Genomic DNA, 21,827 nt, shown 5'->3' on the forward strand with positions numbered 1-21,827 from the left:
AACGAAAACACCAAGGACAACTCCATGACTCGGCCCACCTCCACGACCGCGGGTTCCAACCCCGCGATGTACCCCCCGTCCGAAACCTATGGCGCCACCGCGACGCGGTCCGAGGCGTTCCGATGGGGGCAGTTGCTGATCGGCATCGTCTGCATGGCGATGATCGCGAACCTGCAGTACGGATGGACGCTCTTCGTCAATCCGATCGCAGACAAGCACGGCTGGAGCCGCGCCGCGATCCAGGTCGCGTTCACCATCTTCGTGCTCACAGAGACATGGCTCGTGCCCATCGAAGGCTATCTGGTCGACCGCTTCGGCCCGCGTCCGGTGGTGCTGGTGGGCGGCGTGCTGTGCGGCCTGGGTTGGGTGCTCAACTCGGTGGCCGACTCGCTGCTGCTGCTGTACATCGCGGCGGCCGTTGGCGGTATCGGCGCCGGCGCTGTCTACGGCACCTGCGTGGGCAATGCGCTCAAGTGGTTCCCCGATCGCCGGGGGCTTGCCGCGGGCATGACCGCAGCGGGCTTCGGTGCGGGCTCGGCCCTCACGATCATTCCGATCTCCGCGATGATCAAGTCGAGCGGCTATGAATCTGCGTTTCTGTATTTTGGGATCGGGCAGGGACTCATCGTGTTCCTGCTCGCATGGATGCTGACCCGCGCGCCCAGCCACTCCAAGGCGTCGAACAGCCGCAACGTGCAGCAGGCGGGCCGCGACTACGCGCCGTCCGAGGTGCTGCGTTCGCCCGTGTTCTGGGTGATGTACGCGATGTTCGTGATGGTGGCCGCCGGCGGCCTCATGGCCACGGCGCAGCTCGCGCCTATCGCCAAGGACTTCAAGATCATGGACGTGCCGGTCAACATCATGGGCCTGGTGCTGCCCGCGCTGACCTTCGCGCTCGCCATCGACCGTGTGCTCAACGGGCTTACGCGGCCCTTCTTCGGCTGGGTGTCCGACAAGATCGGTCGCGAGCAGACCATGTTCATCGCCTTCGCGATGGAGTCGGTCGGCATTCTGATGCTCTACCACTACGGCCAGAACCCAGTGCTCTTCGTGATCCTGACGGGTATCGTGTTCTTTGCCTGGGGCGAGATCTACAGCCTGTTCCCATCGACCTGCGCCGACACCTTCGGATCGAAGTACGCGGCGTCGAACGCCGGCATGCTCTACACCGCGAAGGGCACGGCCTCGCTGCTGGTGCCGTTGTCGAGCGTGCTCGCGGCAGCCACCGGCAGCTGGCAGGCGGTCTTCATCGTGGCCAGCGCGGTCAATGCGCTCGCGGCGCTGATGGCGTGGTTCGTGTTGCGGCCGATGCGCCGCAAGCACATCGAGGCGAGCCGCGTCGTCGAATAAATAGACCAACATCGGCTTTCCGTCAGCCGGTACCATCCGGCTTTCTTTCGCCCACGCAGCCCTGCCATGAAGATGGCAGGGCTTTTCGCCGATGCACAGGAGCCCGCAGTGACCATCTACCGACTTGACGCGCATGAACCGGTCATCGACGCCAGCGCCCGCGTGGCCGAGAGCGCCAGCGTGATCGGCCAGGTCGTGCTCGCAGCCGGCAGCCGCGTCGGCGCGAATGCGGTGCTGCGCGGCGACAACGAGCCCATCACCATCGGCCGCGGCAGCCATGTGCAGGCGGGCGTGATGCTGCATGCCGACCCGGGCTATCCGTTGACCATCGGCGACGACGTGACGGTGGAGCCGCATGTGATGCTCCACGGCTGCACCGTTGGCGACGGCGCAGTAGTCGGCGAGCACACCATTGCGCTCAACGGCTCGGTGGTCGGCCGTGCGTGCATCGTCGAGTCCGGTTCGCTGCTGACCGAGGGCAAGGTCTTTCCCGACCGCTCGCGCATCGCGGGCAGGCCCGCGAAGGTGACGGGCGAGGTCGATGACGCCGAGGCCGAAGCGCTTCTGCGCAGGGCGCGCGACAGCGCCGGTCCCTTCGCCCGTTAGGGCCTTTCCGCACCCTCCCGAAACCCTGCGCGCCCGCAGGGTTTGTGCGCATTGGCACCGTGCTTGTTTCGGCGGAAATTGACTTGCGTCAAGGCCCCCGGCGCCCGATTCATCGACAGTGATCCTCAAGCGGATGGCCGCGGGATTCACGTCGAATTTCATGACGTTGGTCCCGTGACAGAACCACGATGAAAACAGCTCCGCTTGCAGGCAGACAGCAATGCAGCAGCGGCGCCGGCAACGGACCAGATCGGACGGGATCATGAAACTACAACAAGCGCAGCAGGGGCACGAGGTACCGCATCCGGCCTTCGGCCCCACCGACAAGGAAGACGAACTCGTCGCCGTGCATCGCAGCCTGCTGCAGCATGCGGACGAACCCGGCGCGCTGCTGCCGATCCTGCACGACGTGCAGGACGCATTGGGCTACATCCCCGCGCACACGGTGCCAGTGATCGCCGACGCGCTGAACCTCTCGCGTGCGGAGGTGCACGGTGTCGTCACCTACTACCACCACTTCCGTGCCGAGCCCGCGGGCCGCCACGTGATCCAGATCTGCCGCGCCGAGGCCTGCCAGGCCATGGGTGCGGACGCGCTGCTCGCCCACGCGGAGCTGCGACTGGGATGCAGCGCGCATGGCACCTCGAAGGACGGCGCCTTCACGCTGGAGCCCGCGTTCTGCCTCGGCCTGTGCGCCTCGTCGCCCGCGATGACGCTGGACGACCAGCCGCATGCGCGCATGACGGCCAAGAGCTTCGATGCATTGGTCGCGCAGACCGCAGGAGGCCGTGCATGAGCACCATCACCGTCTACGTGCCGCGTGACTCGGCAGCGCTTGCTGCAGGCGCCGACCGCGTGGCCCGATGCATCGCGAAGGAAGCCGCCGCGCGCGGCCTCATGCTCGAACTCGTGCGCAACGGTTCGCGCGGCATGTTCTGGCTCGAACCGCTGGTCGAAGTGAACACGCCGAGCGGCCGCATCGCCTACGGACCGGTGACGCCCGACGACGTGGCTGGCCTGTTCGATGCCGGCTTCCTCACCGGCGGCAAGCATCCGCTCGCGCTCGGCCTGACCGAAGACATTCCCTACCTCAAGAAGCAGGAGCGCCTGACCTTCGCGCGCATGGGCATCACCGACCCGGTGTCGCTGACCGACTACCAGGCCTACGAAGGCTTTGCCGGCCTGCGCCGCGCGCTGGCGCTCGCACCCGAAGAAATCGTGCAGCAGGTGCTCGACTCGGGGCTGCGCGGGCGCGGTGGCGCGGCCTTTCCGGCCGGCATCAAGTGGAAGACGGTATTGGGCACGGCTGCGGCGCAGAAGTACATCGTCTGCAATGCCGACGAAGGCGACTCGGGCACCTACTCCGACCGCATGACGATGGAGGGCGACCCCTTCATGCTGATCGAGGGCATGACCATCGCCGGCCTCGCCACCGGCGCGACGCAGGGCTACATCTACGTGCGCTCCGAATACCCGCACGCGATAGCGACGCTGAACGAGGCCATCCGCATCGCCGAGGCAGCGGGCTTTCTCGGCGACAACATCCTGCGTTCGGGCAAGCGCTTCTCGCTCGCCGTGCGCAAGGGCGCAGGCTCGTATGTGTGCGGCGAAGAAACGGCGCTGCTCGAAAGCCTCGAAGGCAAGCGCGGCATCGTGCGCGCCAAGCCGCCGCTGCCGGCCATCGAAGGGCTGTTCGGCCAGCCCACGCTGATCAACAACGTCATCACGCTGGCAAGCGTGCCGCTGATCCTGGCGCGCGGCGCGGCCTTCTATCGCGACTACGGCGTCGGCCGTTCGCGCGGCACGCTGCCGATGCAACTGGCCGGCAACATCAAGTACGGCGGCCTGGTGGAGAAGGCCTTCGGCGTCACGCTGCGCGAGTTGCTGTACGACTACGGCGGCGGCTCCGCCTCGGGCCGGCCGATCAAGGCGGTGCAGGTCGGCGGGCCGCTGGGCGCCTACCTGCCCGAATCGCAATGGGACCTGCCGCTCGACTACGAAGCCTATGCAGCCGTCGGCGGCACGGTGGGCCATGGCGGCATCGTGGTGCACGACGACACGGCCGACCTGTCGAAGCTCGCGCGCTATGCCATGGAGTTCTGCGCGCTCGAGTCGTGCGGCAAGTGCACGCCCTGCCGCATCGGCTCGACGCGTGGCGTCGAGGTGATCGACAAGATCCGCAGCAACCAGAACCGTCCGCAGCAGGTGATCTTGCTGCGCGACCTGTGCAACACGATGGTCCACGGCTCGCTGTGCGCCATGGGCGGCATGACGCCGTTTCCGGTGCTCTCGGCACTCGACCACTTCCCGCAGGACTTCGGTCTCGTGGTTCCCGATCGCGAAGCTGCCTAGGCGGTTGCGGCGCAGCAGCAGGAGTAAGAAAGACATGTTGGACCATCTCAAGGAAACCGATTACGGCACCCCCAAGCGCGAATCCACGCGCGAGGTGACGCTGGAGATCGACGGCAACGAAGTGACGGTGCCCGCGGGCACTTCGCTGATGCGCGCGGCGGTGGATGCGGGCATCCAGGTGCCCAAGCTCTGCGCTACCGACAGCCTGGAGCCCTTCGGCTCCTGCCGGCTGTGCCTGGTCGAGATCGAAGGCCGCAAGGGCTTTCCGGCCTCTTGCACCACGCCCGCCGAAGCCGGCATGAAGGTGCGCACCCAGACGCCCAAGCTGCAGGACCTGCGCAAGGGCGTGATGGAGCTCTACATCTCCGACCATCCGCTGGACTGCCTCACCTGCTCGGCCAACGGCAACTGCGAACTGCAGGACATGGCGGGCGTCACCGGCCTGCGCAACGTGCGCTACGGTTTCGACGGCGCCAACCACCTGAAGAGCGAGAAGGACGAGTCGAACCCGTACTTCAGCTACGACCCGTCGAAGTGCATCGTGTGCAACCGCTGCGTGCGCGCCTGCGAGGAAACGCAGGGCACCTTCGCGCTGACCATCAGCGGCCGCGGCTTCGAGTCGCGCGTGTCGCCGGGCCAGGACGAGGCCTTCATGGATTCGGAGTGCGTGAGCTGCGGCGCCTGCGTCGAAGCCTGCCCCACCGCCACCCTGCAGGAAAAGTCGGTGATCTGGCTCGGCCAGCCCGAGCACAGCGTGATCACCACCTGCGCCTACTGCGGCGTGGGCTGCGCCTTCAAGGCCGAGATGAAAGGCAACGAGGTCGTGCGCATGGTGCCGTGGAAAGACGGCAAGGCCAACGAAGGCCACTCCTGCGTCAAGGGCCGCTTCGCCTGGGGCTACGCGACGCACCAGGACCGCATGCTCAAGCCGATGATCCGCAAGAACATCACCGACCCATGGCAGGAAGTGAGCTGGGACACCGCGCTCAACTACGCCGCGGGCGAGTTCAAGCGCCTGCAGGCCAAGTACGGCAAGGACTCGATCGGCGGCATCACCTCGTCGCGCTGCACCAACGAGGAAACCTACCTGGTCCAGAAGCTGGTGCGCGCCGCCTTCGGCAACAACAACGTCGACACCTGCGCGCGCGTGTGCCACTCGCCCACGGGCTACGGCCTGAAGCAGACGCTGGGCGAATCGGCGGGCACGCAGACCTTTGCCTCGGTCGACAAGGCCGACGTCATCATGGTGATCGGCGCCAACCCGACCGACGGCCATCCGGTGTTCGCCTCGCGCATGAAGAAGCGGCTGCGCCAGGGCGCGAAGCTGATCGTGGTCGATCCGCGCCGTATCGACATCGTGAAGTCGCCTCATGTAAAGGCTTCGCACCACCTGCAGCTCAAGCCGGGCACCAACGTGGCGGTGGTGACGGCACTGGCGCACGTCATCGTCACCGAAGGCCTGATGGCCGACGACTTCGTTGCAGAGCGCTGCGACACGGCTTCGTTCAAGGAATGGAAGTCGTACGTCGAGCAGCCCGAGCAATCGCCCGAAGCCACCGAGAAGGCGACCGGCGTGCCGGCAGCCGAGTTGCGCGCCGCAGCGCGCCTGTTTGCAACGGCCGGCAACGGCGCCATCTACTACGGCCTGGGCGTGACCGAGCACAGCCAGGGCTCGACCACGGTGATGGGCATCGCCAACCTCGCGATGGTCACCGGCAACGTCGGGCGCGAAGGCGTGGGCGTAAATCCACTGCGCGGCCAGAACAACGTGCAGGGCGCGTGCGACATGGGCTCGTTCCCGCATGAGCTGCCGGGCTACCGCCATGTGTCCGACAGCACCACGCGCGCCTCGTTCGAAGCCGCCTGGGGCGTGCAGATCAACCCCGAGCCGGGCCTGCGCATTCCCAACATGTTCGACGCCGCCATCGGCGGCAGCTTCAAGGGCCTGTACTGCGAGGGCGAGGACATCGTGCAGTCCGACCCGAACACGCAGCACGTGGCGGCCGCGATGATGGGCATGGAATGCGTGGTGGTGCAGGACATGTTCCTCAACGAAACCGCCAAGTACGCGCACGTGTTCCTGCCGGGCTCTTCCTTCCTGGAGAAGGACGGCACCTTCACCAACGCCGAGCGCCGCATCTCGCGCGTTCGCAAGGTGATGCCGCCGAAGGCCGGCTATGCCGACTGGGAAGTGACCGTGAAGCTCGCGCAGGCCCTCGGCTATCCGATGGACTACAAGAGCCCCGAAGAAATCATGGACGAGATCGCCGCGCTGACGCCCACCTTCCACGGCGTGAGCTACAAGCGCATCGACGAGCTCGGCAGCATCCAGTGGCCCTGCAACGACGAGGCGCCCGACGGCACGCCCACGATGCACATCGACCACTTCGTGCGCGGCAAGGGCAAGTTCATCGTCACGCAGTACGTGGCGACCGATGAGAAGGTCACGCGCAAGTTCCCGCTGCTGCTGACCACCGGGCGCATCCTCTCGCAGTACAACGTGGGCGCGCAGACGCGCCGCACCGACAACAACCAGTGGCACAGCGAAGACCGGCTGGAAATCCATCCGCACGATGCCGAGGAACGCGGCGTGAGCGACGGCGACTGGGTCGGCATCCAGAGCCGCGCGGGCGAGACGGTGCTGCGCGCCACGGTGTCCGAGCGCATGCAGCCGGGCGTGGTCTACACCACCTTCCACTTCCCCGAGTCGGGCGCCAACGTCATCACCACCGACAACTCCGACTGGGCCACCAACTGCCCCGAGTACAAGGTCACGGCGGTGCAGGTGATGCCGGTGATGCAGCCTTCGGCCTGGCAGCAGGAGTACAGCCGCTTCAACCAGACGCAGCAGGACCTGCTTGCCGCCGCATCGGCGCAGCAAAGCGGCGAGACGGTGCCGGCCAAGTGAGGATGCTCGCTGCATGAACCTCGTCACCGACGCCGTTCAGTTCTGCGAAGGCGCGCAGCTGCTGCCCGTGCGCGGTATGCGCGGTGGCCGGCCGTTCGACGTGCAGGACTGGGTGGCCGAAGAGGTGCCCGTGGCGCTCGAATACAACGGCATCTCGCATGCGGTGATGCTCGCGACGCCGCTCGACCTGGAAGACTTCGCGCTCGGCTTCTCGCTCAGCGAAGGCATCCTCGAAGCGGCGCACGAGCTCTATTCGGTGGAAGCCGAGCCATCGGCGCTCGGCGTCACGGTGCATCTGCAGGTGTCGAGCGCGGCCTTTGCGCGCCTCAAGCTGCGCCGCCGCTCGATGGCCGGGCGCACCGGTTGCGGCCTGTGCGGCACCGAGAGCCTGACGCAGGTTTCGCGCGAACTGCCCGTGCTGAGTAGTGATGGCACCGCGCAGTTCGACCGCGAAGCCATCGGCCGCGCGATGTCGCAGCTGCCATCGCAACAGACTTTGCAGGAAGCCACCGGCGCCGTGCACGCGGCCGCCTGGTGTTCGGCCGATGGCGAAGTGATGTGGCTGCGCGAGGACGTGGGCCGCCACAACGCGCTCGACAAGCTGGTGGGCGCGCTCGCGGCCAACGACGTCGACGCCTCCACAGGCTTCATTGCCGTGACCAGCCGCGCGAGTTTCGAGATGGTGCAGAAGGCCGCGATGGCCGGCGCGCCGTTGCTCGCCGCGGTGTCGGCGCCGACCTCGTTCGCGGTGGCCACGGCGCAGCGCGCGGGCCTTACGCTGGTGGGCTTCGTGCGGCAGCAGGATCTTGGGGTCTACAGCCATCCGCAGCGGCTGCGCACGGCAGACACGCAGCGCGTGCGCTGACGCTTCATCAACAAAAACTCACTTTTTCGAAGGCCCCATGGAGCACGATCATTCGGCACAGCTGGTCAAGATGGCCAATCAGATCGGCACCTTCTTCCAGGCGCAATCGCCGAGCGATGCCGGCGCCGCCACGCAGGCGATTGCCGGGCACCTGAAGTCGTTCTGGGCGCCGAGCATGCGCATCCAGCTGATACGCGACTTCGACGCCGGCAAGACGCCGCTGCTGATGCCTATCGTGGCATCAGCGATTCGCGGCCATCGGGCGACGCTGCTGCCTGCTGCGCCATGAGCAGCGACTCGTAGTAGAGGCACAGCGGCATGGCCACGAACACCATGCCCGCGACGTAGATCACGAGGCTGGTGACCGGGAACTGCATGTCGTCCCAGTACGGTATGGAAGCCACCGCCGCGCTGATGGCGATCAGCGTGATCACGCCGCGTAGCGCGCCGCGCATGAACGCGATGCGCGAGAGCCCCGGTGGGGCGTATGTCCGAGGGCCTTGCGCAAAGCTCTGAAGGCTTTGAAGGCGTTTGCCCTTGTCTCCATCTTTTTTCATCGTCGTCGCTCCTCGGTGAAGGCGAAGACGGTTCTTATCACGCGCGCAAGACGCGGGTCAAGACCGAAGTCCGGCTACTGCGGGACAACCCGCGCTCAGTCGTACTTCACGGTGTAGATCAGGTCGAGCCCGCTCGTCTGCCCCGCCTGTCCGCGCAGCGTGAGCCGCGTCGTCAGGTCGTAGAAGATGAAGATCGTGCCGAAGGTGCCGCCCAGGCTGCGTTCGTAGGTGAGGTAGAAATCTTTCGACAGCCGCTTGCCCAGCGTGACCGCCGACTCGCGCAGGTCGCCGCCACTGCCCGGCCCCCTGAAGCCGAGTTCGTCCAGCCCGAAGCGGCTGGCCAGGCTGCCGCCGCTGCCACTGCCGCCGATCTTGCCGAGCAGCGAGAGCGCGGCCTGCTGCAGCAGCGCAGACTCGCCGCCGCTGGTGGCCGAAGCGCGGCCCAGGATCACCCATGACAGCGTTTCGGCATCGGACAGCGCGGGCTCCGAGTACAGCTTTACGCGTGGTGATTGCGCGGTGCCGGTGATCTGCACGCCCGCGCGCTGCGACAGGTTCGGGCGGATCGCCAGGACGTCCAGCGCCGGGTTGTCGAAGGGGCCGTTGAAACGCGCCACGCCGGTTTCCACGTCGAGCTGCTGGCCGTAGGCGCGGTACTGGCCCTTCACGGTCTTCACTTCACCGGTGATGCGCGGCGGGGCATTCAGCCTCGTGCTGCGGATCTCCAGATCGCCTTCGAGGCGCGTGGTGATGCCGCGGCCCTGCACCGCGAAGTCGTCGCCAAGGTCGAAGTTGATGACGATGTCCGGCGGCTTGGCGGTCTGCGGCTTGGCGGCTTGCGCGTCGGCCTGGGCGGATTCGCGCTGCGCCGTCTCGGTGGCCTCGCGGTCCTTGGCGGCGGAGCGCACGACGACGTCGCTGCCGAGGCTGGGTGCGGTTTCGTCGGGCAGGATGATGACGGCACGGTCGGTCTTCAACTTGCCGCGCACGTTGAACTGGCCGTTGTCGAGCCGCGCCTGCACATCGCCCGAGAGCGTGACCTGCCGGTCGGTTCGCACCAGCACGCGCAGCGCGCGCAACTGGCCCTGCAGGGCCATGCGGATGCCCGAGGCCGTGCCGCTGGCGGGGCCCCAGCTCAGGTCGCCGCTGGCCGAGAGCGTGCCGCCGTCGCTGCGGGCCTCGCTGGCCGAGGTGCTGCGGTTGCCGCTCTGGCCGCCGATGCGCGTGGAGCTGCCGGTGCCGCCCTTGAGCGTGAATTCGGTGATCTCGATGCGCTCGCCGCTGAGCGTGGCGCGCAGGCGGCCGTCGCGCAGGTCAAGTCCTTCGACGGGCGCGCGCAATGCGAGCTTGTCGGCGCCCAGCGTGCCGTTCCAGCGCGGCACGGCGCGGTTGCCCGACAGCGTGGCGCTGGCGTCGAGCGTGCCGGCAATGCGCCAGCCCGGCGGCGCGAGCATCGACCACACGCCGAGGTTGGGCAGTGCAGCCTTGATGGTGCCGCCCAGCGGTGCGTCGGGCGTCCACTGCCAGCCGCCGGCGCGCTGCTGCACGCGGGTGTTGATGTCGGCGTCGATCTTGCCGGCGCGTTCGCTGTCCCACGCGAGCACGGCGTGCACGGCGTCGCCTTCGGCATCGAGCCGCAGCTCGGCCTGGCGCAGGCCGGCCGGCGTGCTGGGCGCGTCGCCGTTCCCGGAGGAGGAGTTCATCGTGCGCTCGCTCGCAGTGCCCGTCCCGGTGCTGGTGATGCGCGTGACGAGCGCGGCCTCGCCGGCCTGCACGCGAATGTCGCCGCTCTGGCGCCCGATGCGAGCCTTGGCGCGCAGCGTGTCGCCGGCGTCGATGTCCCAGTCGCCGTTGAACATCAGGTCGCCGCTGATGCCGTATTCGCCGAGCGTGGTATTGGCGCCGAACGCGCCGGCCCAGGCCAGCGGCAGGCCTTGCAGCTGGCCCTTCGACTGCACGCGGAACACGCGGTTGGGCGCCGCGCCGCTCTGGCTGAAGCGCAGCGGCTGCCAGTCGATGCGCACGGTGCCGGGCACCGGGCCGCGCAAGGTGGCCGCGGCGGCGGAGGCTTCGACGTCGAGGCGGGGCGCGTTGCCGCTGGTGGTGCGGATGGTTGACGTGACCTCGCGGCTCAGCTCCAGCACCCACGGTTCGCCGGGGCGGGCGCTGTCCTGTGCCTGCAGCTTGAGGCTGGCCAGCGCCGCGCGCCACTGGCCGGCGCCCGCGATGCCGCCGCTGGCACGGGTGTCGATGTTGAACTTCTGCGTGCCGGTGGTGGCTTCGCCCTTCAGCGTGAGCGAGGCCTGTGCGAGGCTGCCTTCGAGGTCAGCGCGCAGGTCGCGCAGCTGCACGGCGGTTGTCGCGCCGCCGGGCGCGGCCGAGGGCAGGCTCAGGTCGAGCCGCGGCACGCCGAGCATGGCCTTGAGGCTGGGCTCAGCGCCGCGCTGCGCGGGCGCGTTGGCGTTCTGCAGCCGGCGCTGGATGGTCTGCCAGCCGCCTTGCCAGCTGGCGTCGAGCTTCGCCGAGCCCTTTGCGCTGGCGTTGCCGAACACGCCTGACAGCCCCGGCAGGCTTTGCACCCAGCGCTGCACGGTGTCGGCATCGTCGATGCTGACCTTGATGTCGCCACCGCCCGCAGACGGCGCGATGCGGCCATCGACCTGCGCGCTGCCGCCCGGCAGCACGAGGTTGAGCTTGCCGCTTGCCGCCTGCTCGGCCACGCGCACCTGCAGCCGGCCGTCGACGCTGGCGCGCTGGGCCTCGATGCGCAGCGTGCGCAGGTCGAGCACCTGGTCCTTCCACTGGCCCTGGGCCAGCGCGCGGTCGAGCGCGAAGCCGGGCAAGGCCTTGCTGCCGGCGCCGCCCTCGGCACGCAAGGCACCGTCGAAGGTGATGGTGCTTTCCTTCTGCTCGGCCTTGAGCTGCCCGCTGACGGGCGCGCCCGAGAGTTCGCTGTACAGCGCACCGGGCCGCACGCCGCGCACGGTGGCCTGTGCCTGCCAGGGCGACGGTGCGGGGCTCCACTTGCCGGCTGCGTCGATGCGCCCGCCGCCCGCGCGCACTGTGGCTTCGGGAACGGTCCAACTGGTGCCGTCGAAGCCGACCTTGGCCTGCACCTGCTCGAGCGGCAGTTTCTCTTTGTCCCACGGGCCGGGCACGGTGTTGCGGATGTCGGCCGAGGCCTTCCATGCGGCGGGGCCGGTGTCGGCGTCGGGCTGCAGTTCGACGGTGCCGGTGAGCTGCGTCTGGGGCGCGCCGGGCCACAGGCTCGACGCATCGACGTTGCGCAGGTCGGCCTTCGCGTCGATCACCGGCTGGGGCAGCCAGGGCGCGATCTGTGCCTGCAGGCTGGCTTCCATCGGGGCGTCGGCGTTCTCTTCGGCCGGCTTCAGCTCGGCCGCGACCTGCAGCCGCGCGGCGGTGCCGGCGAGCGTGCCCTTCACGGTGGCGGTGGCCAGCACGTCGATGTTGTGGTCCTCTGCCAGCGGCGCCTTCACGCGGCCCTCGAGCGATGCGTCGATGGCCATCGGCGCGGGGCCTTGCAGCTTCACGCGGGTGCTGTAGTGGCCGTCGGCAATGTCCACGCCCTTGACCTCGAGCACATGCTCGGCAGCCTTGTAGCTGTAGCTGCCCGAGAGGTTGAGCGCCTGCAGCGCGGGCGGGCCGGCCCAGCGCACTTCGTCGATGCGGAAGGGCAGCTCGATCTCGATCGGCAGCGCGAGCTGTTCGAGCGGCTCGGTGGGCTTGTCGCTGGGCGGGCCGCGCTTTTCGATGAGCACCTGCTTCGCGTGCACCTCGCCGAGTTGCACCTTGCGCTGCAGCAGCGGCGCGAGCTGCCAGCCGATGGTGGCCTCGTTCACTTCGACGGCGATGCTCTCGCTCTGGTACTTGAGCCAGCCGATGTGGCCGCCGGTGCGCAGCGAGCCGCTCACGTCGCGGCTTTCGAGCGTCTGCCCGGCCGGCAGCCGCTGCGCTGCCTGGGCGAGCGCGAAGGCGAGCGAGGTGTTCGAGCCCAGCCACCACCACGCGCCCGCGACCAGCAGCACCACGGCGAGCAGCAGGCCGGCAACGGTCCAGGCCAGGGCGCGCATTGCCCGGCGCGCGCGCGAGCGGCGGGGGGCGAGGGGCGTTGGCGTGGGGTCTGCGTCGGTCTGCATCGAAAAAAATCAGAAGGTGAAGCCGAGGCGGAAGTGCAGGCGGAATTTCTTCGAGTCCACGCCGTAGGCCAGGTCGGCCTGCACCGGCCCCACGGGGCTGCGCCAGCGCGCGCCCACGCCCACGCCCACCTTGGGCTTGAGCTCGCCGGGTTTGTCGGCCACGGCGCCGGCATCGGCGAACACCACACTCTCCCATTCGGTGAGCTTGCCGTTGTAGACGAAGGGGCGCTGCCACTCCACGCTGGCCACGCCGAGGTAGCGGCCCGCAACGGTCTGGCCGTCGGCGCGCACGGTGCCGATCTGCTTGTAGCTGTAGCCGCGCACGGTGGTGTCGCCGCCGGTCAGGAACATCAGCGTGGACGGGATCTGCGCGCTGTCTTTGGCCGACACCGCGCCAGCCTCCAGGCGCAGCTGCAGGCGGCTGCGGCGCGCGCGCGTTTCCTTGTCATCGGCCGCGCCCAGCGGCAGCACGCCGAGCCAACGCGCGTAGGTGCGCGTGAAGGGCGTCTGCTCGCCGGTGAGCGTGTAGCCCGCGGCCACTTCGAGCGCAAGGCCGAAGCCGCGCGAGGGCGACGCGTTGTCGTCGAAATAGCGGCCGGTCCAGCCCCAGTTGGCCGTCACGGCAGAGGCCGAGGGCGGTGCGTTGATGCCGCGGTTCTGCGCATAGTCGTACTGCAGGAAGTAGCTGCGGTCGATGTGGTCGCCCGACTTGCTGCGCCCGCCTCGCAGGCGTCCGCTGTCGACCACGTAGCTGCCCGATTGCTCGCTCTTCAGTTCGGCGCCCGAGAACCATTGCCAGCCCCGGTCGTCGGGAATCGCCTTCCACTCGGTGCCGAGCGACTTGATGTCGTTGTCGACCGACAGCCGTGAGACGGAGCGCCAGCCCAGCAGCGGAATCTGGTTGTGGATGTGGTCGATCGACAGGCGCGGGCCGTTGTCGGTGGTGAAGCCCACGCCCATCACCACCTTCTGCAGCGGCGCCTCGCGCAGCTGCGCGATCACCGGCGCGGCCAGCGGGTTGCCGCTCTCGGTGTCGAGCGTGAGGAACACCGAGTCGTAGTAGCCGCTGCTGGCCAGGCGCTGCTGGGCATCGAGCAGCTTCTGCTGGTCGTAGTCGGTGCCGCTGGGCAGGCGGGCGATGCGGCGTGCGCCGTCGGGGTCGTAGCGCTGGATGCCGTGCAGCATGAGCGGGCCGAACTTGTAGGCCGGGCCCGACTGGTAGGTGACGCTGAGGCGGGCCTCGCTGCGGTCGGCATCGACTTCGGCGCGGCTGACCTCGATGCTGCCGGTGGGAAAGCGCTTGGCCGTCAGGCTGCGCAGCGCGGTGGTCTTGGCATCGTCCCAGGCCTGCTGGGTGAAGGGCTGGCCGGCGCGCAGGGCCCAGTTGGTGCGGATCGAGTCGCGCTGCGCCTCGGCGGTGGCATCGTTTGCGATCGGGCCGCCGTAGCTGATCTGCACGTTGCTCACCTTGGTGCTCTCGCCGGGCGAGACGGTGATGACGATCTCGCGCGGGGCCTTGGTGCTTTCGGGTGTCTCGTTGAGTTCGAGCGTCAGCGTGGGCGAGAAGTAGCCCATGGTGCCGAGCAGCTCGCGTGCATTGGCCTCGGCGGCCACCATGAGGCGGGAGATTTCCGTGGCGCCGAGGTCATCGAGCTCGCGGTAGCGCTGGATCTCGAGGTGCAGCTTGAGGTAGTCGCGTACGGCCTCGGGGCCGCGCACATCGACGGTGAAGGCGTCGCGCTTGTCTACTTTTTTCTTGTTGTCGTCCTTGCCGTCGTCCGAGGTGGTGCTGTCGGCCGCGGCACCGCTGCGCACGAGGCCGGCCGCGGGCTTGTTGTCTTCGGGCGCCTCTTTCTTCGGCAGCAGGCTGCAGCCTTGCAAGAGCAGGACGCCGGAAAAAAGCAAAGCCGGCCACCATGCCGGCGAAGAAACTGAAACCACCCTGACCATGGGCGGATTCTGACAGCAAGATTCGCCGGTTCCTGAAGCGTCCGGATACAGATGGCTTCGTCCTACTTGGACAGCATGCGCATCGCGTCTTCGAGGCCTCGCAGGGTCAGAGGGTACATGCGGTTCGACATGAGCTGCTGCATCACCGCGATGCTCTGGCGGTACTGCCACACGCCTTGGGGCTCAGGGTTGATCCACGCGAACTTCGGAAAGGTGTGCGTGAGCCGCTGTATCCACTCTGCGCCAGCCTCTTCGTTGTTGTATTCGACGCTGCCGCCGGGCTGCAGTATTTCGTAGGGGCTCATGGTCGCGTCGCCGACGAAGATGAGCTTGTAGTCCTTGTTGTACTTGCGCAGGATGTCCCAGGTCGCGAACTTCTCGGAGAAGCGGCGCTTGTTGTTCTTCCACATGAAGTCATACACGCAGTTGTGGAAGTAGAAGAATTCGAGGTGCTTGAACTCGGTCTTCACGGCCGAGAACAGCTCTTCCACGCGCTGGATGTGCTCGTCCATCGTGCCGCCCACGTCCATCAGCAGCAGCACCTTGACGTTGTTGTGGCGCTCGGGCCGCATCTTGATGTCGAGGTAGCCGGCATTGGCCGCGGTCGAGTGGATGGTGTCGTCGAGGTCCAGCTCTTCGTCATGGCCTTCGCGCGCGAACTTGCGCAGCCGGCGCAGCGCAACCTTGATGTTGCGCGTGCCCAGCTCCTGTGTGTCGTCGTAGTCCTTGTAGGCGCGCTGGTCCCACACCTTCACCGCGCTCTTGTTCTTGCCAGCGCCGCCGATGCGGATGCCCTGTGGGTTGTAGCCACCGTTGCCGAAAGGCGAGGTGCCGCCGGTGCCGATCCACTTGCTGCCGCCCTCGTGGCGCTCCTTCTGCTCTTCGAAGCGCTTCTTGAGCGTTTCCATGAGCTCGTCCCAGCCCATCTTTTCGATCTTGGCTTTTTCCTCGGCGGTGAACTCGCGCTCGAGCGTTTTCTTGAGCCAGTCGAGTGGCACTTCCTTCGTGAAGTCGGTCAGCATCTCGACGCCCTTGAAGTAGGCGGCGAAGGCGCGGTCGAACTTGTCGTAGTGCTTCTCGTCCTTCACGAGCGCGGTGCGCGAGAGGTAGTAGAAGTCGTCGATGCCGTAGGCGCCGTCGGAGTTGGGCCCCACCACGTCGGCCTGCAGGGCCTCGAGCAGCGTGAGGTATTCCTTGACCGACACCGGCAGCTTGGCCGAGCGCAGGGTGTAGAAGAAGTCGATGAGCATGGGGTGCTCCTTGTGTGTCTGTCAGCCGCGCGGCTTGTCGAGCAGGTACAGCAGCTGGGCCTTCACCTCGGGCCATTCGCCCGCGCGCAGGCTGTACATGACGGTGTCGCGGATGGTGCCGTCGCGGCGCATCACGTGGCCGCGGATCACGCCGTCTTTCTTCGCGCCCAGGCGCTCGATGGCGCGCTGCGAGGCGTAGTTGAAGTTGTCGGTGCGCCAGCCCACCACGTTGCAGCCGAGCGCGTCGAAGGCGTGTGTGAGCATCAGCAGCTTGCAGGTGGTGTTGACGTGCGTGCGCTGGCAGCGCGCCGCGTACCACGTGTAGCCGATCTCCACGCGCTTCACGCCCGGCAGGATGTCGTGGAAGCTGGTGCTGCCGAGCACCGTGCCGGTGGCCTCGTCGGTCACTGCGAAGGCGAAGCGGTCTGCGGTCTTCAGCGCGGTCTCGATGTAGGCGCGCGTGTCCTGCGGCTCGGGCACGGAGGTGACGCGCAGCTTCCACAACTCGCCATCGGCGGCCGCGGCGCGCAGGCCTTCTTCATGAGCCAGCGACAGCGGCACCAGCGCGATGCCGCGGGCCTTCAGCGTGACGGGTTCGACGAACGCCATTTCAAACTCTCTTGTGTTTTCAGCCTTTGGGATCGCCATACTTGCGCACGTACCAGGCGCGCGCCAGCTGCACCCCGCCACCGCCGCCCAGGCCGATCAGCAGAATCCCGAAGATTTCCTTGTTGCCATAGCCGGCGGCGCCGAAGGCATCGAGCCCCAGCAGCAGCCCGAGCCCGCGGCCGAGCAGCGCACCCAGCACGAACAGCACTGCCTGGGCAATGCCCAGCTTCATCAGTTGCCCGGTGGGATGCGGCGTCTGGCTCATGGACTCAGCGGTTGTTGCGTTGCATGAAGACGAGCTTCTCGAAGAGCGTCACGTCCTGCTCGTTCTTGAGCAGTGCGCCCACCAGCGGCGGCACGGCGACCTTGTCGTCCTTGCTCTGCAGCGCTTCGAGCGGAATGTCTTCGGCCACCAGCAGCTTGAGCCAGTCGAGCAGCTCGGAGGTCGAGGGCTTTTTCTTCAGGCCGGGCAGGTTGCGCACGTCGTAGAAGGTCTTCATCGCGGCCGTGAGCAGCTCTTGCTTCAGGCCAGGGAAGTGCACGGCGACGATGTGCTTCATCGTCTCGGCATCGGGGAACTTGATGTAGTGGAAGAAGCAGCGGCGCAGGAAGGCGTCGGGCAGCTCCTTCTCGTTGTTCGAGGTGATGAACACCACGGGGCGATGCTTGGCGCGGATGAGCTCGCGCGTCTCGTAGCAATAGAACTCCATGCGGTCGATTTCGCGCAGCAGGTCGTTCGGGAATTCGATGTCGGCCTTGTCGATCTCGTCGATGAGCAATGCCACCGGCTGGTCGGCCGTGAAGGCCTGCCAGAGCACGCCCTTGATGATGTAGTTCTGGATGTCCTTGACGCGCTCGCCGCCGTCGACGTCTTTCAGTTGCGAGTCGCGCAGGCGGCTCACGGCGTCGTATTCATACAGGCCCTGCTGCGCCTTGGTGGTCGACTTGATGTGCCACTGCAGCAGCGGCAGGCCCAGCGACTGGGCCACTTCCTCGGCCAGCATGGTCTTGCCCGTGCCGGGCTCGCCCTTGACGAGCAGCGGGCGCTTGAGAGTGATGGCCGCATTGACCGCGAGCATCAGGTCTTGCGTGGCGACGTAATTGTCTGAGCCCTGGAATTTCATGAGTGAGATGAGTGAGACGGAGGCTGGGGTGGAGAAAAGAACACACTCGACACGCGTTGTGCAGCCTCAGGGTTGGCCTGCACAGGGTTCCAGGGGACCCCTGCATATAATCGAATGTTGATTCGAAAAACTGTACTCTCCACGAGATTGTGCGCGCAAAATGAACAAGTTGTTGACCACGATGTTTGCCCTTGCTGTCGCTTGCGTGACGGTCTCGGCTGAAGCCCAGCAAGTCACTGGCAAGGCCCAGGACGGAGCAAAGAAGGTTGCGATGTGCGTGGGCTGCCACGGCATCATTGGCTATCAGGCCAGCTTCCCAGAGATCCACAAGGTGCCGATGATCGCCGGCCAGAGCGCCACGTACATCACGGCCGCGCTCACCGCATACAAGGGCGGCGACCGCAAGCATCCCACCATGCGCGCCATTGCCGACACGCTCACCGACCAGGACATCGCCGACCTCGCTGCTTACTACAGCCAACTGGGTCTGAAGGACGGCAGCGCACCGCCGGCCACGCTGGCCAAGGCAACGCCCCCGAACGTCGAGGCGCTCGTCACCCGCAACGCCGACAACAACTGCACCAAGTGCCACGGCGCCAACTTCAACACGCCGAACGACGGCACCGTGCCCAAGCTTGCCGGCCAGCATGCCGACTACCTGTTCGTCGCGCTCAAGTCGTACCGCGTGAAGAACAACCCGCACCTCGGTCGCTCCAACGCCGTGATGGGCCAGCAGGTCGAAGACAAGAAGTTCACCAACGCCGAACTCAAGACGCTGGCCAGCTACATCAGCTCGCTGCCCGGCGAACTGAAGACGGTGCCCGAATCGCGCATTCACCACGGCGCTGAATAAGCGCTTCACTCATAACAAAAAAGCCCGCTGTGAGCGGGCTTTTTTGCGTCCGGGATTTCCCTGAGATCAGACGTCGAAGAAGGCAGTCTCGTCAGTGCCCTGCATGCGGATGTCGAAGCGATACGTCACCGCGCCGCCTTGCTCCACGCGCTCTGCGATCAGCGTGTGGCGGCGATCGGCCGGCACGCTCTGCAGCACTGTGTCCTTCGCGTTGGCTTCGGCTTCGTCGCTGAAGTACGCGCGCGTGAACGCATGCAGCAGCAGGCCGCGCATCAGCACGATCACGTTGATGTGCGGTGCTTCGCCGGGCGATTCGGCGCCGGGCTTCACGGTGTGGAACACGAAGCGGTTGCCTTCGGCGGTGCCTGTGCCGACGCGACCGAAGGCACGAAAGCCCATGGCGCGCGCCTCGTCGGGCGTGTGCGGGTAACGGCCTTCGCCATCGGGCTGGCTGATCTCGACCAGCGCGTCGTTGATCGGGTTGCCGTCGCCGTCGATCACGCGGCCTTCAAGGCGGATGCGCTGGCCTGCGGCCTTGTCGAGCGCCAGCACGGCGTCGAAGGGCTGGTCGAAGTCGTAGCCGTACTGCGTGGCGGTGAGGCCGTAGGCGAAGTAGGGGCCCACGGTTTGCGAGGGGGTCTGGCCGAAGTCGGCTTCCTGTGCGGTCATCAACATGGTGTGTGTCTCCTGGCTCAGCGGTTCTCGAAAGGCGTTTCGTCTGCGCCGCGCAGCACGATGTCGAACTGGTAGCCCAGTGCGTAGCCCTCTTCGGTGATGTCGAGGCTGAAGTCGGCGATGAGCCGGTTGCGGTAGCGCTCGGGCGTGCCGGTGATCATCGGGTCGTACTGCATCAGCGGGTCGCCGGGGAAGTACATCTGCGTGACCAGGCGGCTCGCGAAGCTCTGGCCGAACAGCGACAGGTGGATGTGTTGCGGGCGCCAGGCATTCGGGTGGTTGCCCCAGGGGTAGGCGCCGGGCTTGATGGTGAGAAAGCGGTAGCGGCCTTCGCTGTCGGTCAGGCAGCGGCCCGCGCCCAGGAAGTTGGGGTCCAGCGGCGCGTCGTGCTGGTCGACCTTGTGCACGTAGCGGCCGGCGGCGTTGGCCTGCCACAGCTCGACCAGCGTGTTGGCCACCGGGCGGCGGCGATCGTCGAGCACCCGGCCGGTGAGGATCATGCGTTCGCCCAGCGGCTCGCCGTTGCGGCGCGCGTTGCGCGTGAGGTCGTTGTCGAACTCGCCGATGCTGTCGTGGCCGTACACCGGCTGCTGCAATTCGCCGAGCGAGGCCTTCAGCGGAATCAGCGGCTTCTGCGGGCCGCGCTTCACGGTCGACTTGTAGCCGGGGTAGACATAACTGGGGTGGGCTTCCCAGTCGCGGGGGGTGAGGATGGGCGAGGAGCCCTTGGTCTTGGTCAACATGTACGTTGTCTCCTGTCGTGGGACGAATCCGGAAGCCGCCACTTTAGAAGCGCCATCCGATGATGTAAATTGAAGATTGCTCCGTTCTCAATAACCAGAAGGCATTGAAAGACCGCGTGAAAGACTCCGCCGATCTTCGCCAGGACTTCGTGCGCAACGTGCAGTTGCGGCACCTGCGCTGCCTCGTTGCCGTGGCGCAGGAGCGCCACCTCGCGCGCGCGGCCGAACGGCTGGCGTTGAGCCAGCCGGCCGTGTCGAAGACGCTATCCGAGCTGGAGGCGATCGTCGGCACGCGGCTGGTCGAGCGCAGCAAGGCCGGCCGGCGCGGCGTGCAAGGCCTCACGGCCGCTGGCGAGCAACTGCTCGCGCACGCGCTGCGCGTGCTCGAAGCGCTCGATGCCAGCGCGCAGGCCGTGGCGCCGGCGGCGGGCGGGCGCATCGAGCGGCTACGCATCGGCGCGCTGCCGAGCGTGGCGCCGGCCCTGCTGCCGGTGGCGCTGGCACGGCTGCGCGACAGCCGGCCCTCGGTGCAGATCGTGGTGAAGAGCGCCGCCAACCCCACGCTGCTCGACGAGTTGCGCGCCGGCGAGCTCGACCTGGTGGTCGGCCGCATGAGCGATCCGCGCCTGATGGGCGGCCTGAGCTTCGAGCTGCTGTACACCGAGCCGCTGGTGTTCGCCGTGCGCGCGGGCCATCCGCTGGCGCTGAAGGCGGCGTCGGTGCAGGCGGTGCTGGCCTATCCGCTGGTGGTGTACGGCGAGGGCACGATCCCGCGCCACAACACCGAGAGTTTCCTGTCGGCGCGCGGCCTCGTGCTGCCGGCCAATGCATTGCAGACGCTCGACGTGGCGGTGGCACGCGCGCTGGTGGCGGTGTCCGATGCGGTATGGATCACGCCGCTGGGCGCCGCGCGCGGCGAGCTGGCGGACGGGCGCCTCGCGCGGTTGCGCATCGAGACCGTCGGCACCGAGGAGCCGGTCGGGCTGCTTCAGCGCAGCGATGCCGAGCCTTCGGCACTGCGCGGCGCCATGGCAGCGCTGCTGCGCGAGGCCGCGAAGCAGCAGGGCGCGGTGCCGCAGCGGCCCCGGAAAACCTCTCGTGGCTAACTGACTAGTCTTTCGTGGCCCTGCGCTGCACGCAGGCCACGTAGCCCTCGCCATCCGGCGGCCGGCCCGCGCGCTGGCTCTCCCACATCATCTGGCCCAGGCAGTCCATCGCCTCGTGATGCGCATGAAGCAGCGAGCCGCGGCGAGCTGCCAGCAGCTCGACGGCCTGGCGGATGCCGCGCGGCTGGTCGATGGAGCACTGCTCGCTGATCGACAGATGCATCGACAGATGAAGGAACGGGTTCTCGCGCCCGTTCGATCCGTCGTAGACACGCGCCACTGCCGCGTCGGCGTCGACAAGGTCCTCGTGGTACTCGGGGTGTTCGTCGATCCAGCCGGCCGCGATGGTCTCTAGCGCTTCCATCGGCAGGCCCTGGCGGTGCTTGGCGTACACGTCGCAGAAGAAGCGGCGCACGTCTTCCTGGGAGGGGTTGAACATATATAGATAGAGCAGAAGAAAAAGAGGGATGGGAGCCGTGTGTGGGGCCGTGTTTGCGAGCCGTTTCGCAGGCGGCTTCGGGCGCTTGGGATGTGTCGGATGTTCCGGGTACAGGGCGTTACATCGTTACGTAACGAATCACCAAATGACCTTCTTACGAGCTGTTTCCACACCCCGGTGGAAACCCCCGCCTAAAGAAAAATTTCCATACAAATCAACAGGTTGCATTGCTCTGGACCGCTTTGGCATGGGGCGCAAAAAAAGCGGCACGCTAGTTGCCCCT

Annotated in this window: 19 protein-coding genes; 9 read left to right on the forward strand and 10 right to left on the reverse strand. The window is 67.1% G+C overall.

What is annotated here, in order from left to right:
• Positions 1-66: 66 nt before the first annotated feature.
• The 7 genes from oxlT (at position 67) to NWF24_RS03100 (ending at position 8,370) form a co-directional block, all read left to right on the forward strand.
• The gene (gene oxlT / locus NWF24_RS03070) at positions 67-1,350 is read left to right on the forward strand and encodes an oxalate/formate MFS antiporter (protein ID WP_375338464.1); all 1,284 of its coding nucleotides are present in this window, start codon (positions 67-69) and stop codon (positions 1,348-1,350) included.
• A 66-nt stretch (positions 1,351-1,416) separates the two neighbouring features.
• Positions 1,417-1,956, forward strand: a complete 540-nt coding sequence (locus tag NWF24_RS03075) for a gamma carbonic anhydrase family protein (RefSeq protein ID WP_258352938.1) — start codon at positions 1,417-1,419, stop codon at positions 1,954-1,956.
• Positions 1,957-2,218: 262 nt separating this feature from the next.
• Entirely contained in the window at positions 2,219-2,752 is a 534-nt protein-coding gene (locus NWF24_RS03080) for a formate dehydrogenase subunit gamma (RefSeq protein WP_258352939.1), read from the forward strand.
• Positions 2,749-4,308, forward strand: coding sequence for a formate dehydrogenase beta subunit (locus NWF24_RS03085; RefSeq protein ID WP_258352940.1), 1,560 nt, complete (start codon positions 2,749-2,751; stop codon positions 4,306-4,308). The genes NWF24_RS03080 and NWF24_RS03085 overlap by 4 nt, the downstream gene beginning before the upstream one ends.
• Before the next feature lie 34 nt (positions 4,309-4,342).
• Entirely contained in the window at positions 4,343-7,216 is a 2,874-nt protein-coding gene (gene fdhF, locus NWF24_RS03090; RefSeq protein WP_093079747.1) for a formate dehydrogenase subunit alpha, read from the forward strand.
• A 13-nt stretch (positions 7,217-7,229) separates the two neighbouring features.
• Positions 7,230-8,081, forward strand: a complete 852-nt coding sequence (fdhD, locus tag NWF24_RS03095) for a formate dehydrogenase accessory sulfurtransferase FdhD (RefSeq protein ID WP_258352941.1) — start codon at positions 7,230-7,232, stop codon at positions 8,079-8,081.
• Positions 8,082-8,118: 37 nt separating this feature from the next.
• Complete coding sequence (locus NWF24_RS03100; protein WP_093057526.1) at positions 8,119-8,370, forward strand: formate dehydrogenase subunit delta; 252 nt, start codon at positions 8,119-8,121, stop codon at positions 8,368-8,370.
• Here NWF24_RS03100 and NWF24_RS03105 read toward each other — a convergent pair.
• The 7 genes from NWF24_RS03105 to NWF24_RS03135 all read right to left on the reverse strand — a co-directional run bounded on the left by NWF24_RS03105 (position 8,312) and on the right by NWF24_RS03135 (position 17,728).
• Complete coding sequence (locus NWF24_RS03105) at positions 8,312-8,638, reverse strand: hypothetical protein (RefSeq protein WP_258352942.1); 327 nt, start codon at positions 8,636-8,638, stop codon at positions 8,312-8,314. The two genes, NWF24_RS03100 and NWF24_RS03105, sit on opposite strands and share 59 nt — an antisense overlap.
• Before the next feature lie 95 nt (positions 8,639-8,733).
• Positions 8,734-12,795, reverse strand: coding sequence for a translocation/assembly module TamB domain-containing protein (locus NWF24_RS03110; protein WP_258352943.1), 4,062 nt, complete (start codon positions 12,793-12,795; stop codon positions 8,734-8,736).
• 9 nt (positions 12,796-12,804) lie between these two features.
• Positions 12,805-14,745, reverse strand: coding sequence for an autotransporter assembly complex protein TamA (locus tag NWF24_RS03115; protein ID WP_258352944.1), 1,941 nt, complete (start codon positions 14,743-14,745; stop codon positions 12,805-12,807).
• A gap of 62 nt (positions 14,746-14,807) precedes the next feature.
• Positions 14,808-15,995: a vWA domain-containing protein gene (locus NWF24_RS03120; protein ID WP_093057530.1), complete on the reverse strand. Its 1,188-nt coding sequence runs from the start codon at positions 15,993-15,995 to the stop codon at positions 14,808-14,810.
• Between the two features lie 21 nt (positions 15,996-16,016).
• Entirely contained in the window at positions 16,017-16,604 is a 588-nt protein-coding gene (locus tag NWF24_RS03125) for a GNAT family N-acetyltransferase (protein ID WP_258352945.1), read from the reverse strand.
• A gap of 19 nt (positions 16,605-16,623) precedes the next feature.
• On the reverse strand, positions 16,624-16,869 hold the full coding sequence (locus NWF24_RS03130) for a hypothetical protein (protein WP_093057533.1): 246 nt from the start codon (positions 16,867-16,869) through the stop codon (positions 16,624-16,626).
• A 4-nt stretch (positions 16,870-16,873) separates the two neighbouring features.
• Entirely contained in the window at positions 16,874-17,728 is an 855-nt protein-coding gene (locus NWF24_RS03135) for an AAA family ATPase (RefSeq protein WP_093057534.1), read from the reverse strand.
• Positions 17,729-17,888: 160 nt separating this feature from the next.
• Here NWF24_RS03135 and NWF24_RS03140 point away from each other — a divergent pair, with 160 nt between their 5' ends.
• A complete protein-coding gene (locus NWF24_RS03140) occupies positions 17,889-18,581 on the forward strand; it encodes a c-type cytochrome (RefSeq protein WP_258352946.1) in 693 nt (230 codons plus the stop codon).
• 66 nt (positions 18,582-18,647) lie between these two features.
• On the opposite strand, the gene pcaG is transcribed toward NWF24_RS03140, so the two are convergent.
• Positions 18,648-19,256, reverse strand: coding sequence for a protocatechuate 3,4-dioxygenase subunit alpha (gene pcaG / locus NWF24_RS03145; protein ID WP_258352947.1), 609 nt, complete (start codon positions 19,254-19,256; stop codon positions 18,648-18,650).
• A 17-nt stretch (positions 19,257-19,273) separates the two neighbouring features.
• Positions 19,274-19,999 (reverse strand): protocatechuate 3,4-dioxygenase subunit beta, encoded by a 726-nt coding sequence (gene pcaH, locus NWF24_RS03150; RefSeq protein ID WP_258352948.1) that lies wholly within the window; start codon positions 19,997-19,999, stop codon positions 19,274-19,276.
• A 116-nt stretch (positions 20,000-20,115) separates the two neighbouring features.
• On the opposite strand from pcaH, the gene NWF24_RS03155 reads away from it, so the two are divergent.
• Complete coding sequence (locus NWF24_RS03155; RefSeq protein WP_258352949.1) at positions 20,116-21,105, forward strand: LysR substrate-binding domain-containing protein; 990 nt, start codon at positions 20,116-20,118, stop codon at positions 21,103-21,105.
• A 4-nt stretch (positions 21,106-21,109) separates the two neighbouring features.
• On the opposite strand, the gene NWF24_RS03160 is transcribed toward NWF24_RS03155, so the two are convergent.
• A complete protein-coding gene (locus NWF24_RS03160; protein WP_093057539.1) occupies positions 21,110-21,544 on the reverse strand; it encodes a DUF1841 family protein in 435 nt (144 codons plus the stop codon).
• Positions 21,545-21,827: the final 283 nt, after the last annotated feature.

It is taken from the genome of Variovorax paradoxus (assembly GCF_024734665.1).
GTDB lineage: Bacteria > Pseudomonadota > Gammaproteobacteria > Burkholderiales > Burkholderiaceae_C > Variovorax.

Coding starts and splice junctions, on each gene's coding strand:
- NWF24_RS03140 (WP_258352946.1), top strand. CDS start 17,889: ATGAACAAGTTGTTGACCACGATGTTTGCCCTTGCTGTCGCTTGCGTG.
- NWF24_RS03080 (WP_258352939.1), top strand. CDS start 2,219: ATGAAACTACAACAAGCGCAGCAGGGGCACGAGGTACCGCATCCGGCC.
- NWF24_RS03130 (WP_093057533.1), bottom strand. CDS start 16,869: ATGAGCCAGACGCCGCATCCCACCGGGCAACTGATGAAGCTGGGCATT.
- NWF24_RS03160 (WP_093057539.1), bottom strand. CDS start 21,544: ATGTTCAACCCCTCCCAGGAAGACGTGCGCCGCTTCTTCTGCGACGTG.
- fdhD (WP_258352941.1), top strand. CDS start 7,230: ATGAACCTCGTCACCGACGCCGTTCAGTTCTGCGAAGGCGCGCAGCTG.
- NWF24_RS03105 (WP_258352942.1), bottom strand. CDS start 8,638: ATGAAAAAAGATGGAGACAAGGGCAAACGCCTTCAAAGCCTTCAGAGC.
- pcaG (WP_258352947.1), bottom strand. CDS start 19,256: ATGTTGATGACCGCACAGGAAGCCGACTTCGGCCAGACCCCCTCGCAA.
- NWF24_RS03100 (WP_093057526.1), top strand. CDS start 8,119: ATGGAGCACGATCATTCGGCACAGCTGGTCAAGATGGCCAATCAGATC.
- NWF24_RS03075 (WP_258352938.1), top strand. CDS start 1,417: ATGAAGATGGCAGGGCTTTTCGCCGATGCACAGGAGCCCGCAGTGACC.
- oxlT (WP_375338464.1), top strand. CDS start 67: ATGTACCCCCCGTCCGAAACCTATGGCGCCACCGCGACGCGGTCCGAG.
- pcaH (WP_258352948.1), bottom strand. CDS start 19,999: ATGTTGACCAAGACCAAGGGCTCCTCGCCCATCCTCACCCCCCGCGAC.
- NWF24_RS03120 (WP_093057530.1), bottom strand. CDS start 15,995: ATGCTCATCGACTTCTTCTACACCCTGCGCTCGGCCAAGCTGCCGGTG.
- NWF24_RS03115 (WP_258352944.1), bottom strand. CDS start 14,745: ATGGTCAGGGTGGTTTCAGTTTCTTCGCCGGCATGGTGGCCGGCTTTG.
- NWF24_RS03085 (WP_258352940.1), top strand. CDS start 2,749: ATGAGCACCATCACCGTCTACGTGCCGCGTGACTCGGCAGCGCTTGCT.
- NWF24_RS03135 (WP_093057534.1), bottom strand. CDS start 17,728: ATGAAATTCCAGGGCTCAGACAATTACGTCGCCACGCAAGACCTGATG.
- NWF24_RS03125 (WP_258352945.1), bottom strand. CDS start 16,604: ATGGCGTTCGTCGAACCCGTCACGCTGAAGGCCCGCGGCATCGCGCTG.
- NWF24_RS03110 (WP_258352943.1), bottom strand. CDS start 12,795: ATGCAGACCGACGCAGACCCCACGCCAACGCCCCTCGCCCCCCGCCGC.
- fdhF (WP_093079747.1), top strand. CDS start 4,343: ATGTTGGACCATCTCAAGGAAACCGATTACGGCACCCCCAAGCGCGAA.